3 protein-coding genes and 1 pseudogene are annotated in these 17,732 nt (G+C 62.9%); 3 read left to right on the top strand and 1 reads right to left on the bottom strand.

Features of this window, described 5'->3' with window-relative positions; all coding sequences use genetic code 11:
* The first annotated feature begins 4 nt into the window (after positions 1 to 4).
* The 3 genes and pseudogenes from CXQ80_RS08810 to CXQ80_RS08820 form a co-directional block, all read left to right on the top strand.
* Entirely contained in the window at positions 5 to 3,085 is a 3,081-nt protein-coding gene (locus CXQ80_RS08810) for an amino acid adenylation domain-containing protein (protein WP_101318510.1), read from the top strand.
* Complete coding sequence (locus CXQ80_RS08815; RefSeq protein WP_101318512.1) at positions 3,082 to 13,551, top strand: non-ribosomal peptide synthetase; 10,470 nt, start codon at positions 3,082 to 3,084, stop codon at positions 13,549 to 13,551. The genes CXQ80_RS08810 and CXQ80_RS08815 overlap by 4 nt, the downstream gene beginning before the upstream one ends.
* Positions 13,552 to 14,312: 761 nt before the next feature.
* Positions 14,313 to 14,675: pseudogene (locus tag CXQ80_RS08820) on the top strand (transposase); the annotation flags it as partial.
* 506 nt (positions 14,676 to 15,181) lie between these two features.
* On the opposite strand, the gene CXQ80_RS08825 reads toward CXQ80_RS08820, so the two are convergent.
* Positions 15,182 to 17,695 carry a TonB-dependent siderophore receptor gene (locus tag CXQ80_RS08825; protein WP_101318514.1) on the bottom strand — a complete coding sequence of 838 codons (2,514 nt, stop codon included), beginning with the start codon at positions 17,693 to 17,695 and terminating at the stop codon, positions 15,182 to 15,184.
* Positions 17,696 to 17,732: the final 37 nt, after the last annotated feature.

Here is a 17,732-nt window from a genome sequence, read left to right on the forward strand (position 1 = left end):
CAGCATGACGTACAGCACTCCAGCAGAAATCTTCCAGACCTCCGCCCAGCAAGCCGCACTGCTGCGCGCCGAACGCAATGCCGGGCGCCCGCTGCTGGCCACCCTGCAGCTGCCTGCCAGCGTTGTCGGTGACGACGCGCAGTGGCACGCCGCGCTGCTGCAACTGGCCCAGCGCCACGAAATCCTGCGCACTCGCTACACCCAGGTGCCTGGCCTGCAGTTGCCCGCCCAGGCGATCAGCGCGCAGGCCGAGGTACGCCTGATGCACGCGGCTGACCTCGAGCAAGCCCGCGAGCTGGCTCGCGCAGCGTTGGCAGAGACGCCGCTGGTGGCAGTGCGTTGGGCTGAGCAAGTGCTGCTCGCCGCCCCGCTGGCCAGCCTTGACCGGACCAGCCTGCGCCTGTTTGCTGATGAACTGGCGGCGCTTGGCCAGGGCCAGACATTGCCTGAATTCGATGCCTTGCAATATGCCGACTACGCCGCTTGGCAGGAGGAGCTTGCCGAGCAGCAACTGGGCCAAGAGGGCCTGGCCCATTGGCGCGGTCTGCTGGCGCAATTTACTCATGCCCCGCAGCTGCCATTCGAGCGTCGGGTTGGCCTGGGCGGCGAGCGGGAGTCGAGCCTTCTGGAGTTGCCATTGGCGACCGTGGCAGGCCTGGCGGCGCAGCTTGGGCTGCCGGCGCAGGCAGCGCTTGGCGGGCTATGGGCAGGTTTTCTGGGCGGCCTGCTGGGCGAGCAACGAGTTTTGCTGAGCCTGCTGGTGGACGGTCGCAACGAACAATTGCTCGCCACCTTGGGCCACTTCGCTCGGCGTCTGCCGGTTGCCGCAGAGGTGCCGGCGCAGCAGTCTGTGCGTGAGCACCTGCAGGGCTTTGCCCAGCAGTTGGCGCAGAGCCGCTCCTGGCTTGAATGCTTCAATGAAGTGGAACTGTTCGAGAGCAATCTGGACCAGCCCGGCCCGTTGCTGCTTGGCGCTGACATCGAGCTGGAGACTGAGCACGATCTGGTGCTGGTGCAAGATCCCGCTCAAGCCGAAAAACTCCACCTGCAGGCGCGCCGCTGCGGTCAGCAACTGATTCTGCAACTACTGGCCCCGATCGGCCTGCTCGCACCGGGCTTGCTGGATGCCTGGCTGGCCCAGTTTGCTGTGTTCATCGCCGCGGCTGCGGCCGCGCCTGAGCACCCCGTCAGCGACATCGCCACGCTCGATGCCGGCCAGTCGCGGCAGGTGCTGGCGTCGCTGGACCACAGTGCCAGCCTGCAGACGGCGCAGGTGCAACTGCTGCACCAACTGTTCGAACGCCGCGCCGCGCTGCATCCGCAGCACATCGCCTTGCAGGTCGAAGGCCGCCAGCTGAGCTACGCCGAACTCGACCGCCAGGCCAACCGCCTGGCGCGGCGCCTGCAAGCCGAAGGTGTCGGCCGTGATGCCCTGGTGGGCGTCTACGGCGGCCGCTCACTGGAAATCGTGGTGACCCTGCTGGCCATTCTCAAAGCTGGCGGCGCCTATCTGCCGCTGGATCCGTCCTATCCGCACGAACGGCTGAGCTTCATGCTTGAAGACGCTGGCGTCCGCTGCCTGGTGCGCTTGCAGGCGCTGCCTGAAGCACTGACGCTGCCCGCTGCAACCGTGCAGCTGGAAGTGACCGCGCAGACGTTGGAGGAGGGCGACGCCAGCCCGCTGCCGGCCAGCAATCACAGCGACGACCTGGCCTATGTGATCTACACCTCCGGCTCCACCGGCCTGCCCAAAGGCGTGATGATCAGCCATGCCAACGCCTGTGCCTCGACCCAGGCGCGCTTGCAGTTCTACCGCGAACCGATCCAACGCTTCCTGATGCTGTCGTCGTTCTCGTTCGACAGCTCGGTGGCCGGCATTTTCTGGACCCTCGCTCAAGGCGGCAGCTTGTGCCTGCCGGCCGAGCAGGCACACAAAGACCCGTTGCAGATCGCGCAGCAGGTTGCCGACCAGCAAATTTCGCACTTCCTCGCGCTGCCATCGTTCTATGCGCAGATCCTCGAAGCACTGCCAACCGACGCCGGCCTGGCCTGCGTGATCGTGGCCGGCGAGGCCTGCCCGGTCGAGCTCAGCGAACGCCACCAGCAACGCTTGCCGCAGACACTCTTGGTCAACGAGTACGGGCCATCCGAGAGCGCCGTCTGGTGCACTGCCCAGGCAGTTGCCGAGCCCGTGCTGGCCGAGCGCGTGGCGATCGGCACGGCGATTGCCGGCACCCGCTTGCAGGTGCTCGACGAGCAGGGCGAACTGGTCGGCTTCGGTCGCCCGGGTGAGCTGTATATCGCCGGCGCCGGCCTGGCCCGCGGCTACCTGGCAAGGCCAAGCCTGACCGCCAGCCGCTTCTTGCCGGACCCGCACGGAGCAGTACCCGGGGCGCGCCTGTACCGCACCGGCGACCGCGTGGCCTGCCGCCCGGACGGCGTGCTCGACTACCTTGGACGCCTCGATTTCCAGCTGAAGATTCGCGGCTTCCGTATTGAGCTGGGCGAGATCGAAGCGCGTCTCGGCGCTGATAGCCGTGTCCGCGAAGCGGCGGTGGTTGCCCGCGATACCGCAGCCGGCAAGCAGTTGGCCGCCTATGTGGTATTGCACGCCGACGCGCCTGCCGATGCCAGTGAAGCGGCGCTGCTGGAGCTGCTGCGCGAGCAATTGCCCGAGCATATGGTGCCAGCCTTCATCAACGCGCTCGAGCGCATGCCGTTGACCCCCAACGGCAAGCTAGACCGCAACGCGCTGAGTGCCCGCGAGCAACGCGGTCAGGCCTACGTCGCACCGCGCAATGAGCTGGAGCAGACGCTGGCGCGCATCTGGCAAGAGGCGCTGGAGCTGCCGCAAGTCGGTATCCACGACAACTTCTTCGCCCTCGGCGGGCATTCGTTGCTGGCCACGCGGATTCGCTCGCGGGTACACAGCGAGCTCAATATCAACCTGCCGCTGCGGGCATTTTTCGAAGGTGAAACCGTCGAGTTGCTGGCCCAGCAGGTCGAGCTGCATCGCGATAACGAAGTCAACGAAGACAAGCTCGATGCCCTCGAAGCCCTGTTCGCCGAGGCTGAGCAGCAATGAGTCAGCTACCCGATCGGATGTTGGCCCTGGCCAAACGCTTTGCCTGCTTCAGCCCAGCGGAACGCAGCGCCCTGCAAGCGAAGATGATCGCCCAGGGGCTGTCGCTGGATATTCTGCCGATTCCGCCGCGCGAGGCGGGCATCAGCGAGTTGCCGGCCTCGTATGCGCAGCAGCGGCTGTGGTTGGTATGGCAACTGGACCCGCAGTCCAGCGCCTATAACCAACCCGCGCAGCTGCGCTTGCGTGGACAGCTGAACAGCACCGCGCTGGAGCAGGCGATCGGGCAGTTGATCGAGCGGCACGAAGTGCTGCGCACCAGCTTCCGCTGGCACGAGCAGCAGGTGTTGCAGGTGATCCACCCGCAGCGTCGGTTTGCCCTGACCCGGCTCGACCTGAGTGCCGCGGGTGAGGGCGCCGAAGCGCTATTGGCCGAACAGATGACGGCGCTGGCCGAGCAGCCCTTCGATCTGGAGCGTGACTTGCTGCTGCGGGCAACGCTGATCAAGCTCGATGCCGAGCAGCATGTGCTGTTGTTCTGCAGCCACCATATTGTCTGCGATGCCTGGTCGTTGCCGATCCTGGTTGGCGAAGTCAGCGAAGGTTATCGCCAGGCCTTGCAGGGCCAGCGCGCTGCGTTGCCGCTTCTGGCCGTACACTACGCCGACTACGCCCACTGGCAGCGGCTGTGGCTGGAGGCCGGTGAGGGCGAGCGGCAGCTGGCCTACTGGCGCGAGCGACTCGGTAGCGAGCACGTGCAGCTGGCTTTGCCACTGGACCGGCCACGCACGGCCAGCCGCAGCAACCGCGGTGCGCGCCATGAAATCGAATTCGATGCAGCCCTTGGCGCGCGCCTGCGCGCTATGTCGGCGGCGACCGGCAGCACGCTGTTCATGCTGCTGCTGGCCAGCTTCCAGGCCGTACTGCACCGTTACAGTGGCGCCGCTCAAGTCCGCGTCGGCACGCCCGTGGCCAACCGTACTCGCGCTGAAGTCGAGGGGTTGATCGGCTTTTTCGTCAACACGCAGGTGTTACAGGCTGATATCACGCCCCAGCAGACTTTTGCCGCGCTGTTGGCCCAGGTCAAGAGCCGGGTCCTCGAGGCCCAGGCGCATCAGGACACGCCGTTCGAACAACTGGTCGATGCCCTGCAACCCGAGCGCAATCTGGACAGTAGCCCGCTGTTTCAAGTGCTCTACAACCATCTGGTCGACGCAGCCGACGCCGGCCGCCTGGAATTGCCGGGCCTGACCGTCGAGGTGCAGGGCAGCGGGCATGAAGCGGTGCGCTTCGACCTGACCCTGAGCACCCGCGAAGCCGATGGCCGCTTGTATGCAGCTTTGGTGTACGCCACTGATCTGTTCGACGCCAGCACCATTGCCCGCCTAGCCGAGCACTGGCGCAATCTGCTCGCTGATGCACTGCGCGATCCGCAGCAGGCGATTGGCGACCTAGCGCTGTACAGCCCTGCAGAACAACAGCAGTTAGCGCAATGGGCCGAAGGCGGCCCGTTGCAGCAGCGCGCCCTTGATGTACCAGCGCGGATCAGTGCCCATGCGCAAACCACACCTGAGGCCATCGCTGTGGTGCAAGGCGCACGGCGCCTCAGCTATGCCCAGCTCGACGCCCAGGCCGAAGCCTTGGCCGGGCGCTTGCGCGAGCAGGGCGTGGGCACCGATGTACTGGTCGGTATCGCTGCCGAGCGTTCGCTGGAGATGGTCGTCGGCCTGCTGGCGGTGCTCAAGGCCGGCGGCGCCTATGTGCCGCTGGCGCCCGAGTACCCGCAGCAACGTCTCAACCAGATGATCGCCGACAGCGCCCTCGAGCACCTGCTGGTGCAGGCGCCGCTGGCTGAGCGCTTTGCCGAGCTGACCGGCGTGCACCAGCAACTGCTGCCCGACCCGACCCAGGCGTTGTCCGGCGCAGGCTGGGCGCTGGCGCCGATCAGCGACCCGCAGCAATTGGCCTATGTCATCTTTACTTCCGGCTCCACCGGTCGCGCCAAGGGCGTCACCGTCAGCCACGGCGCGCTGGCCAACTACGTTGCAGCCATCGGCGAACGCCTGCCGATCACTCAGGCGCGGAGCATGGCGCTGGTCTCGACCATGGCCGCTGACCTTGGTCATACCGTGCTGTTTGGCGCGCTGTGCCACGGCCAGGCCTTGCACCTGATCGACAACGACATGGCGGTCGATGGCAGCGCCCTAGGCGCTTATCTGCACAATGAACAGATCGATGTGCTGAAGATCGTGCCGTCGCACCTGGCGGCGCTGCTTGGCGAAGATAACGCCGCAGTCATCCCCCGGCAGTGCCTGGTGCTGGGCGGCGAAGCCTGCCCGCCAAGCCTGTTGCAACGCATCCAGCAGCTGGCCCCGGCCTGCCGCGTGGTCAACCATTACGGCCCGACCGAGACCACGGTCGGCGCCATCACCCAAAGCCTCGATGGCGACTGGGCGCACGCTACACGCCTGCCGCTGGGGCGGCCGCTGGCCAATCTGCGCGCCTATGTGCTCGACAGTGATGCTGGCGCGTTGCCGGTGAACTGTGCCGGTGAGCTGTACCTGGGCGGTGCCGGCGTCGCCCGTGGCTATCACCTGCGTCCTGGCATGACCGCCGAGCGCTTCGTGCCCAACCCGTTCAACGCCGACGGCACACGGCTGTACCGCACCGGTGACCAGGCGCGCTACCGCGCCGATGGCCTGCTGGAGTTCATTGGCCGGGTCGATCACCAGGTCAAGATTCGCGGCTACCGGGTCGAACCTGGCGAGGTGCAGGCCTGCCTGCAGAGCCACCCACAGGTGCGTGAATGCGCCGTGGTTGCTCAGAACGGCCCGACCGGCAAACAGCTGGTGGCTTATTTGGTCGCCGCCGAGGCCGATCTGCCCGGGATCCGTCAGTGGCTGGGCGAGCAGTTGGCAGCGCATCAGGTGCCGAGCCATCTGCTGCTGTTGCCGACGCTGCCGCTGACCGCCAACGGCAAGCTGGATCACAAGGCACTGCCGCAACCCGACGTCAGCAGCCAGGCCGACTATCGCGCTGCCGCCAACGACGTCCAAGGTCAACTGGTAGAAATCTGGCAAGCGCTGCTCGGTGTCGAGCGGGTGGGCATCAGCGACAACTTCTTCGAACTTGGCGGTGACTCGATCATCGCCATCCAGATGGTCGGCAGGGCGCGTCAGGCGGGCATTCATATCGCCTCCAAAGACGTCTTCCGCTGCCAGACCATCCTTGAGCTGGCAGCCGTTGCCAGCTGTATCCAAGTGCTGCAGATCGACCAGGGCCCAGTGCGCGGCGAGATGCCGCTGACGCCGATCCAGCAGGTGTTTTTCGCCAGCGACATCCCGCAGTTGCAGCACTGGAACCAGTCCGTGCTGTTGACGCCACGCAGCCCGCTGCAAGTGGCACTGCTGGCCCAGGCACTGAGCACCCTGCAACAGCACCATGACGCTTTGCGCCTGCGCTATCAGCAGGTTGCCGGGCAATGGCAGGCCAGCCACGTCGACAGTATCGAGGCTTGCCTGTGGCACGAAGCCGTGGCCGACGAAGCCGCTGTGCGCGATCTGGGCCAGCGTGCACAAGCCAGTCTGGATCTGAGCAACGGCCCGGTGCTGCGCGCGGTGCTGATGGACCTTGCCGATGGCAGCCAGCGGCTATTGCTGGTGATCCACCACCTGGTGGTCGATGGCGTGTCCTGGCGGGTGTTGCTGGAAGACTTGCAGCAGCTGTACCGGGATCTGCAGCAGGGCACGCTGGCGCGTCTGCCGGCCAAGACCAGCGCGTTCCAGAGCTGGGCCCTGCGCCTGCGCGAGCATGCCCGCGGCGCGCTGACCGAGGCTGAACTGGCCTACTGGCAACGCTTGCGTGACGCTGATGCCAGCCTGCCACTGGACCGCCCACACGGCGCCAACCTGGCCTGCCATGGCCGCGCTATCAACACCCGCCTGCCACGCGAGGCTACCACCCGCCTGCTGCAGGACGCTGCACGCGCCTACCGCACGCAGATCAACGACCTGCTGTTGCTGGCCCTGGCCGAAGTGGTCTGCCGCTGGACCGGTCGCCCTGAGGTGCTGGTGCAGTTGGAAGGGCACGGCCGCGAAGAGCTGTTCCCTGAAATCGACCTGTCACGCACGGTTGGCTGGTTCACCAGCCTGTACCCCGTGCGTCTGGCCCCAGCCGACGATATCGCCAGTTCGATCAAGGCAATCAAGGAGCAACTGCGCCAGGTGCCGGGCAATGGTCTGGGCTTCGGTGTGCTGCGTCATCTCGGTGACGATGCCTGCCGCGCCGCGTTGGCGGCAGTGCCGAAACCGGCGATCACCTTCAACTACCTGGGCCAGTTCGACCAGAGCTTCGACGAGCATTCGCTGTTTGCGCCGGCAGCGGAAAACGCCGGGGACGAGCGCGACAGCTGTGCCCCGCTGGGCAATTGGCTGACCCTCAACAGCCAGGTCTACGGCGGCGAGTTGGCGCTGAGCTGGAGCTTCAGCAGCGAGGTGTTCGACGATGCCACGGTGCAGCGGCTGGCCGACGACTATCAGGCTACCCTGCTGGCGCTGATCGAGCACTGCTGCCAGCTGGCAAACGGCGGAGTAACGCCGTCCGACTTCCCGCTGGCGGCGCTCGAGCAAACCCAACTGGACGCCTTACCGGTAGCACCAAGGGCCATCGCCGACCTCTATCCGCTGGCGCCGATGCAGCAGGGCATGCTCTTTCACACCCTCTACCAGCAAGCCTCGGACGACTACGTCAATCAGCTGCAAGTGCCGGTGCAAGGCCTCGACGCCGAGCGTTTCGGCAAGGCGTGGGCGGATGCAATTACAGCCCACGACATCCTGCGCACGTCCTTCCACTGGCAGGGCGAGCTGAGTGAGCCGGTGCAGATTGTCCATCGTCAGGTCGAGCTGCCGTTGCAGGTGCTCGATGGCCAAGGCGTGGATCTGGAGGCATTGGCCGCTGCCGAGCGGCAGGCCTGTTCGCGCTTTGATCAGGCGCCATTGCTGCGTCTGCTCCTGCTGGAGCTGGGCGGCGACAAGCAGCACCTGATCTACACCAACCATCACATCCTGATGGACGGCTGGAGCAGTTCGCAGCTGATGAGCGAAGTGATGCAGCGCTATCACGGCCTGCAGCCGGCTCGTCAGCCTGGTCGTTATCGCGACTACATCGGCTGGCTGCAGCGCCAGGACAGCGCCGCCTGCGAAAGCTTCTGGCGCCAGCGCCTGACGGCCTTGGACGAGCCTACCCGGTTGGCCGGTAGCCTGGCCCGGGGCACGGGTGCGAGTGGTCATGGCGAGTTTCACCATGACTGGGACGAAGCCAACAGCCAGCACCTGCAGGCGTTTGCCCGGCAACAGAAAGTCACCGTCAACACCCTGGTGCAAGCGGCCTGGCTGCTGCTGTTGCAGCGCTATACCGGCCAAGCCAGCGTGGCCTTTGGCGCCACGGTGGCCGGGCGGCCGGCAGAGCTGCCGGGGATCGAGCAACAGGTCGGGCTGTTCATCAACACCTTGCCGGTCATTGCCACCCCGCAGGCAGGCCAGCGCGTCGGCGACTGGCTGCACAGCGTCCAGGCCGAAAACCTCGCCCTGCGTGAGTTCGAGCACACGCCGCTTAACGATATCCAGCGCTGGGCCGGGACTGGCGGCGAGGCACTGTTCGACAGCCTGCTGGTGTTCGACAACTATCCCGTAGCCGAGGCACTGGGCCAACAAGCCGAGAGCAGCGTGCGCTTTGGCGACGTTGCCAGCCGCGAACGGACCAACTATCCGCTGGCCGTGGCAGTTGCAGCCGAACGCCGCCTGAGTATCAGCTACGGCTACGACCGCGTAGCGTTTACCCACGCCGCCATCGAGCGTCTCAATGGCCATCTGTTGCAGCTGTTGGCCGCCTTCATGGTCGACGTCGAGCGCCCCTTGGCCAGCATCGAACTGCTGACCGAAGCGGAGCGCGCTGCGCTGTGCCACGACTGGCCACGCTTCGCCGAACCGCCGGTACACCTGGGTATCGGCGCCATGGCCGGCGCCTGGCCAGAGCGTCAGGCACTGATCTTCAATGGCCAGCGTTTCAGCTATGGCGAGCTCGACCAGCGTGCCAACTGTTTGGCCCATGAGCTGATCGCCCGCGGCGTCGGCCAGGAGCTGCGGGTGGGCGTGGCGCTGCCGCGCAGTGACGGCTTGCTGGTGGCCCTGCTCGCCGTGCTCAAGGCCGGTGGCGCCTACGTGCCGCTGGACCTCAGTTATCCGCGCGAGCGTCTGGCGTACTTGATGGAAGACTCCGCCATCAGCCTGCTGCTGACCGAGGCGCCACAGCGCGCGGAACTGCCGATCCCGCCGGGGCTGGCAGTGCTCGAGCTGAACAGCCTTGACCTGAGCCAGCACGCGAGCAGCGCACCTGCCGTCGAGGTTGCACCCGAAAGCCTGGCCTACATCATCTACACCTCAGGCTCCACCGGTCGCCCCAAAGGCGTCGCTGTCGCCCACGGCCCTCTGGCGATGCACTGTCGCAGCACCGGCGAGGCCTATCGCATGACGCCGGCCGATTGCGAGCTGCACTTCCTCTCGTTCGCCTTCGACGGCGCTCATGAACGCTGGCTGACCGGCTTGCTGCATGGCAGCAGCATACTCTTGCGCGACGACAGTCTGTGGACCCCGGAGCAGACCTGCGAGGCGCTGCGCGAGTACGGCGCGACCATGGCCGGGTTCCCGCCGGCCTATCTGCACCAGCTTGCCGAGCATGTGCAGCGGGTGGGTAATCCACCACCCATGCGCCTGTACAGCTTTGGTGGCGATGCCATGCCGCAGGCCAGCTTCGAGCTGGTGCAGCAGGTGCTCAAGCCGAAGATGATGATCAACGGCTACGGGCCGACCGAAACCGTGGTCACGCCGATGGTCTGGCGCACTGATTTGAATGACGTCTGCAGCGCGGCCTATGCACCGATTGGCAGTTGCGTGGGCGAGCGCAGCGCGTACGTGCTCGACGCCGACCTCAACCTGTTGCCGGTCGGTGTGGCGGGTGAGTTGTACATCGGCGGCACCGGGCTTGCTCGCGGCTACCTCAACCGCCCTGGACAAAGTGCCGAGCGCTTCGTGCCCGATCCTTACGGCGAAGCCGGTGCGCGGTTGTACCGCACCGGCGATGTGGTACGCCAGGACGAGGCGGGGGTATTCGAGTACCTCGGCCGCATCGACAACCAGGTCAAGATTCGCGGTTTCCGTATCGAACTAGGCGAGATCGAAGCGCGCCTGATGGGCTTTGCCGCCATCAGCGAAGCCGTGGTGCTGGCGCAGGAAACTGCACAAGGGCGCAGGCTGGTGGCTTATCTGGTGGCCGCCGCTGGCCAACGCCAGGTGCATACCGATGCAGCCTTGCTCGAGCCGATCAAGGCCGAACTCAAGGCCGCGTTGCCCGATTACATGCTGCCCGCGCATTGGCTGCTGCTCGAGCAACTGCCGCTGACACCCAATGGCAAGCTCGACCGCAAGGCCTTGCCGCTGCCGACGGTTGACCACGCTGCGCGCAGCTACGTGGCACCGCGCAATGACGTCGAAAGCACGCTGGCTGCGTTGTGGCAGGAGGTGCTCAAGGTCGAGCAGGTTGGCGTCACCGACAACTTCTTCGAACTCGGTGGCGACTCGATCATCTCGCTGCAGCTGGTTGGCCGTGCGCGGCAGGCGTCGATTCGCTTTACGCCTAAGGACCTGTTCGAGCAGCAGACCATTCGGGCCCTGGCTGCCGTCGCTGAAGTGGGTGAGGGCGAGCAGATCGACCAAGGCCCGGTAACCGGTGCGCAGGTACTGCTGCCGGTGCAGCAGTGGTTCTTCGAGGAGCCAATCCCGAGCCGGCATCACTGGAACCAGTCGGTACTGCTCAAAGGCCGTGAGCCATTGCAGGCCGCCACGCTGGAGCAGGCGCTGCAGGCCTTGGTCGCACACCACGATGCGTTGCGCCTGGCGTTTGTCGAGCAAGCCGATGGCTGGCAGGCGCACTACCGTGACGTAGACGTTGCTCAGAGCCTGCTGTGGCAGGTCGAGGTGGCCGATACCGCTGAACTGCAAGCACGCTGCGAAGCTGCTCACCGCAGTTTTGATCTGGCTGCCGGGCCGTTGTTGCGGGCAGTGCTGGCGACCTTGGCTGATGGCAGCCAGCGCTTGTTGCTGGTGGTGCATCACCTGGTGGTCGACGGCGTGTCCTGGCGGGTGCTGTTCGAAGACCTGCAACAGGCCTATCAGCAAGCGCTGCAAAACCAGCCAGTGCAACTACCGGCAAAATCCAGCGCCTATCAACGCTGGGCCGAGCGCTTGCAGACTCATGCGCAGCGCGCCGCCGCGCCAGCCGAACTGGATTACTGGTGCAGCCAGCTCAGCGGCGCGGTTACCGGTCTGCCCGGTGTTGCAGCCAACGCGATCGCCAGCGGCCTCGATGCCACCAGCGTGCACGCCCAGCTCGACACCGAACAGACCCGTCGCCTGTTGCAGGCAGCGCCGGCAGCCTATCGGACGCAGGTCAATGACCTGCTGCTCACCGCGCTCGCCCAGGTGGTGGGCCAGTGGACCGGCGCCGGCTCGACCTTGATCCAGCTCGAAGGCCATGGCCGCGAGGCGCTGTTTGACGACATCGACCTCAGCCGCACAGTCGGCTGGTTCACCTCGGTGTTTCCGCTGAAGCTGACACCGGCTCACGATCCTGCAAGCTCTATCAAAGCCATCAAAGAACAACTGCGCGCCATCCCCGACAAAGGTTTGGGCTACGGCGTGCTGCGTTACCTCGGTTCGGCGGACACTCGTCGGCAACTGGCTGCGCTGCCGGTACCGCGCATCACCTTCAACTACCTCGGCCAGTTCGACGGCAGCTTCAGCCAGGATGATGCCTTGTTCAGCCCGGCCAGCGAAGCCCATGGCAGCGATTCCAACGCTGCGGCGCCGCTGGGCAATTGGCTGTCGATCAGTGGCAAGGTGTATGACGGCCGTCTACGCCTGGACTGGAGTTTCAGCCAGGCGATGTTCGACCCTGCGCCGATGCAGGCGTTGGCGGATGCCTATGTGCAGGCGCTGGCCGAGCTGATCGAACATTGCTGCGACGAGCGCCACGCCGGCGTCACCCCATCCGACTTCCCTGTGGCCGGGCTTGCGCAGCCCCAGCTGGACGCACTTGGCGTCGCGCCTGCGGCCATCGAAGACATCTATCCGCTGGCGCCGATGCAACAGTACCTGTTGCAACATGAGCTGCACGACGCGGTGGCGGGCGACTTCGTCAACCAGATGTGCATGGACCTCGATGGCGTCGACCCGGAGCGGCTGCGCCAGGCCTGGCAGGCGGCGATGGATCATCATCCGATCCTGCGTACTCGGTTTGCCTGGGCGGCGCCGTTGACTGCTCCGGTGCAGGTGGTGCATCGCCAGGTGCGGTTGCCGTTGCGGCAGGTGGATGGTTGCGAACTGAGCACTGCTCAGCTTGAACAGTTGGCCAATGATGAGCGCCTGCGTGGGTTTGAACTGGATGCTGAGCCGTTGTTGCGGTTGGTGTTGATTCACCGCGGTGGCTCGCGTTATCGGCTGCTGTGTACCAATCACCATATTCTGCTGGATGGCTGGAGTGGTTTTCAGTTGTTCAACGATGTCCTGGCTGCCTACACCGGGCAGGCGCTGGTGCGCAGTGGTGGTGGCTATCGCGATTACATTGCCTGGCTGCAAAGCCGTGACCGTTCTGCCGATCAGCACTTCTGGCAAGGCCAACTGGCCTCGTTGCACACGCCGACCTTGCTGCAGCGCTGCGCGATCGGTCGCACTGCGGCAGCGGGAGGAGGGCATGGCGAGTTGGCCTACCACTTTGACGCACTGCAGACCGAGCAGGTTGCCAGTTTTGCCCGCCGGCAGAAAATCACCGTCAACACGCTGATGCAGGCCGCCTGGTTGTTGCTGCTGCACCATCACACGGGTGAATCGACAGTCGCCTGCGGCGTGACCTTGTCTGGACGACCGCCGCACTTGCGCGATATCGAGCGGCAGTTGGGCCTGTATATCAACGATGTGCCACTGGTGGCCGAAATAGATCGTCTACAAGGGCTGAGCGACTGGCTGCAGGATTTGCAGGCGCGCAACCTGCAAGTGCGCGAGCATGGCTATAACGCACCGGCTGAGATCGAAGGTTGGGCGGGTCTGGGCGGTGCTCTGGCGGATACCGAGATTGTCTTCGAGAACTATCCGGTCAGCGCCGCACAAGCGAGCGGTGACAGCCGCGGTTTGCGCTTGCAGGCCATGAACAGTGTCGAACAGGTGAATACCCCGCTGACGCTGTATGTGGAGCTCAAAGGCCAATTGCAGCTGCGCTTTGCCTACCGACTCGATGCATTCGCTGAGGATGCGGTGGGTCTGCTGAACGAGCAATTGTTGCAGGTGCTGTGGCAGTTGGTGGATGGGCGAGTTGATCGCAATCTGGGGGAGGTGTTGGGCAAACGACCGTTGGCGGCGTGATGGCTTGTCGTGAAGGGTGGAAAAAGGCGCACCGAAAGGTGCCTCTTTTTTTGCGATGACTATGGGCGGCACCCGTTAGCAGTAGCTCAATTGCGCTGCCTGAAGTCGATGCGACCTAGCCGCTTGGCTTTGCGTAGAGTAGCTGAATGAGGGAGACTCACATGGGTATATGCATTTTGCATGCATCTGCGCTAAGCGGTATCATGCAGGTCAAAATTGCTCAGCTAGATAGGCCGCGAAAGAGGGGGCGCGGCCTTTTTTGAAGCACGTCAGAATAGACCAAAAATGGACAGTCAATATTATCTTCGGCAATGCAAACGTGGGCTGCTCTATAGCGGCGTGTTTTTGATTAACTGGTACTTGCGTGATGCGCATCCCTTAGGTACTAATGTCGTCTATACCTCGCTGGTAGTCGCCAGTTGCTTATTGTTTCCGTATGCTACTAAGTGTTTCGAGCAGCTTGCGCATGTTACGCGTACCTATAGCCTGTGGCATAGATGCTTTGGTGTCGAAACCCTCAGAAATAACGGATTTATTATGCTCTATCACGTTTTTTGTTTGATCGTAGCGCTGCCAGTTGGCGGGCTGTATTTTCTCTGCGCGAGCGCGAGAACAAGCTGACTCCATAAGTCAGCTTGTTCGATTAAGGTCTGAGAGACAAAACAAAATCGTTGAATTTCTTCATTTGGTTGTCATCGATTGCAGCGCTGGGGGTGTCAGAAATTTTGTGTTCGGGCATAACATGAGTAAGAGGTGCATGTATGCCAATCAAAAAGAAATCTGAGCGCCAACCGGTGCGGGAGCTGCCGAAGCTTCCAAAGGAGCTGCTGGATCAACTCCCAGAAACGCTGATGACCGCTGAGGCGATAGAAGAAGCTTCTGCGGCGTTCAAGAAGGCGCTGATCGAGCGGACACTGAACGTAGAGCTGGGCCACCACTTAGGCTATCCGCCGGGCGCGCAGCGCCCAGAGGATGAAACCAACCAGCGCAACGGTAAGAGCGGCAAGACGGTACTCACCGGCGATGGCCCGATCCGCCTGGATATTCCACGCGACCGCAACGGCAGTTTCTCGCCCATTCTGATCCCCAAGCATGAGCGCCGTTACACCGGCTTCGACGACAAGAGTCTCGGCAAACGTTTTTTCACCTCTGCTTCAATGCGGCCGATTTCCTTCCCCAGGCCTCTGTTTACATCCTGAAGTTCATGTCTTGCATGGGCCATCTGCGTAGACGCTTGGGAGCCTCCGACTTGGAAAGACTGTACATTGAACCGATACCATACGGATCATTGCCAGCGGGAGGCTGTGCGCCCACAAAGGTTGCTGGGAGATTGACTGTCGTCATTGAGTATTACTCCTCGCGGTTTTAAAGGCGGAGCATTTTTGCTCCGGATCTGCTGTCAGTGCAGGTGAAGTCACTCTATATGTATCAATGCATGCCTACAGCCATGAATGCATTTATGCATTTGCTCGCCGCTTGGATTGGGTGAGTGTTGCTAGAGGTGGCCCTTAGGCACTTGTTTGCTAGCAGAGGGTGCAAGCAAGTCGCTGCTCTGCTAAAGCGCATGGCAACAAAAAGCCCCCGTCGGATTGCTGACGGAGGCTCTGAGCTCGCGCGATTGAGGGTTAGGTCAGAAGCTGTATTTCACATTGAACATCACGTTGCGCGGCGCACCCCAGTACACAGTGTCGTAGTTACCGATCCCACTGTAGTAATGTTTGTCAAACAAATTATTGACGTTAACAGTGCCCTTGAAGTCCTCGGTGAAGTCATATCCCGCCACCAAGCCGACCAACGTGTAAGGTTTCTGCTCGAACTTGGCAGTAGGGTCGTTGGTGCTGTACCAGTTGCCCGGCTGGAAGTACGTGGAGCTCTGCCAGTAAACATTACCGCCTACTGTGACTTTGTTCCAATCGCCCGGCAGGCGGTAGTTGGTAGCCACCTTGAACATATGCTGCGGCTGGTTGGTCGCTACGCGATCCTTATCACCATCATGGGATTCGACGAAGGTATAGCCGCCCATCACATTCAGGCCCTGCGCAACCTCACCCGAGAGCTCCAACTCTACGCCGCGGGTCTTCACGCCCTGCACCGCGCGATAGGCATCACCACCCGTCAACGGGTTGGTGCCGGCAAGGATGGCGAAGTTATCCTGCTTGAGTTCGAACAACGCCAGGCTGGCGTTCAGGCGATCATTGAAGTAAGCGCCTTTGATACCCACTTCGTAGCTTTGCCCGGTGAGAGGATCAAGTGGCTTGCCCGTTGCATCCAGATTGTAGGGCTGTGGTTTGAATACATCGGTGTAGCTGAAGTAAACGGTATGGTACTGATCGATATCGTAGGTGATGCCGGCATACGGTACGACTTCGCCAGAGATGGTGTCATCGGCCGGAAGTTTGCGTCCGATGGCGTTGATGGTATCGATCTCCCAGGAGTAATCGACCACGCGCGCACCGAGAATGAGCTGCAACTCGTCAGTTGGTTTGAAAATGGTTGCAGCGAAGGCGATTCGCTGACGCGCTTCGATATCGAAGGTCGACCACCATTCAAAATTGGTTGGATAATCGCCGTAACCGTCCCATTGGAACACATCGTCGATAACGGGATTGGTCACACCATCATCACGCTTCGAGGTCGCTTTGGTGCGCGCAATGCTATAGCCCACCACGGCTTCATGGACGCGACCACCCAGGGTGAAGGGTCCTCGCGCAAACAGATCCAGACTTTCTTCCTTGCTGGTGGTGTTGAACTTGGACGCAGTACCGATCGGGTAAATGCTGCCATCGCTACCAATATTGCCACCGATGAAGCCGTGGGAGATGCTGCCATCTGCCTGGATCGGTTCGCTGCTGATACCGGACATCAGCTCACGTGAGCGATATTGCCGACCGCTCAGGACGCTTTTGAAAACCCAGTCGTTATCAAAGGTATGCGACAGCTCCGCGAACGCACGCTGGGTTTCCTGATTTCGCCAGGTCCAGCGGTCTGCAGCGTTCTCGTCGCGGGAAAACTTGACTGTGCGACCGTCCATGAAGAAGGCTGGCAGCGCGCCAGTGGTGCTGCCGTTGTCGTTGTTCTTCTGCACGTCATAGCCGACGGTGACCATGGTGCTGTCATTCAGGTCAGCTTCGAGCACACCGTAGAAGGTGTTTTGCTCACCACTCAGATAATTTACGTAGCTGTGTTGCTTCTGCGTGCCAGCGACCATTCGTCCCCTAACATTGCCGCTGTCACTCAGCGGCCCTGACAAGTCGATATCAGCCGTGTACTTGTCCCACGAGCCGGCCCCAGCGCCGATTTGCCCTTGGAACTTGTCTGTAGGGCGCTTACGCACCAGGTTGACCACACCAGAGGGATATCCAGTGCCGTTAACCAGGCCGGTGGCGCCTTTGAGCACCTCTACACGGTCGTAGATCAGGCTGTTGCCAATACTGTAGTTATCCCGCAACGAGCCACCATCAGATGACAAGCTCGGCACGCCATCGAACTGGTAGTTCTCCAGCTGAAAGCCCCGCGAGTAAAAGCTGTACGCCTCCGAACTCTCCTGGTTTACGGTAATCCCCGGCGTCTGCTTGAGCACATCGGAAACACTTTGCAGGTTCTGATCATCCATCTGCTGGCGAGTGACCACACTGACCGACTGCGGCGTCTTGCGCAGGCTCAGAGGCAAGCGCGTAGCCGCTGCGGTTTCACCGGTGGTGTACGAACCTGTTCCTTCGGTGGTGATCCCCAACGCCGCCCCGGAAATGTTCGTTGCACCCAACTGCATGGCCGAATCATCCGCCGCCCGCGGAGCGCCAAGGGTGACGACGTTGCCCTGCACGCTGTAGCTGACGCCAGTGCCCTGCAGCAGTCGCGCCAGTGCTTGCTCAGGCGACAGGCGACCGGCTACTGCTGCGCTGCGGCGGCCTTGCACGGTGTCCTGGCTGAACAGGATCTGCATGTCGGTCTGCTTGCCGAAGCTGAGCAGCGCGCTACTCAGCGGCTGCGCCGGAATGTCGAAAGCCAGGTCCTGCGCCTGAGCAACCGTTGCGTAGGGCAGGGCCAGGGCCAGGCCAAGAGCGCTCATGCTCAACGATGGGCGCAAGGCATGGCGCAGAAGCAGTGCTTTTCCTAGTGGGGTGAGGCGGTGTGGTGCTGGCATTGTGTCGGCTCTTATATATGGCGTAAGTGTTAATGCG

It is taken from the genome of Pseudomonas sp. 02C 26, assembly GCF_002843585.1.
GTDB classification, from domain to species: Bacteria; Pseudomonadota; Gammaproteobacteria; order Pseudomonadales; family Pseudomonadaceae; genus Aquipseudomonas; species Aquipseudomonas shirazensis.

Coding starts and splice junctions, on each gene's coding strand:
- CXQ80_RS08810 (WP_101318510.1), top strand. CDS start 5: ATGACGTACAGCACTCCAGCAGAAATCTTCCAGACCTCCGCCCAGCAA.
- CXQ80_RS08815 (WP_101318512.1), top strand. CDS start 3,082: ATGAGTCAGCTACCCGATCGGATGTTGGCCCTGGCCAAACGCTTTGCC.
- CXQ80_RS08825 (WP_101318514.1), bottom strand. CDS start 17,695: ATGCCAGCACCACACCGCCTCACCCCACTAGGAAAAGCACTGCTTCTG.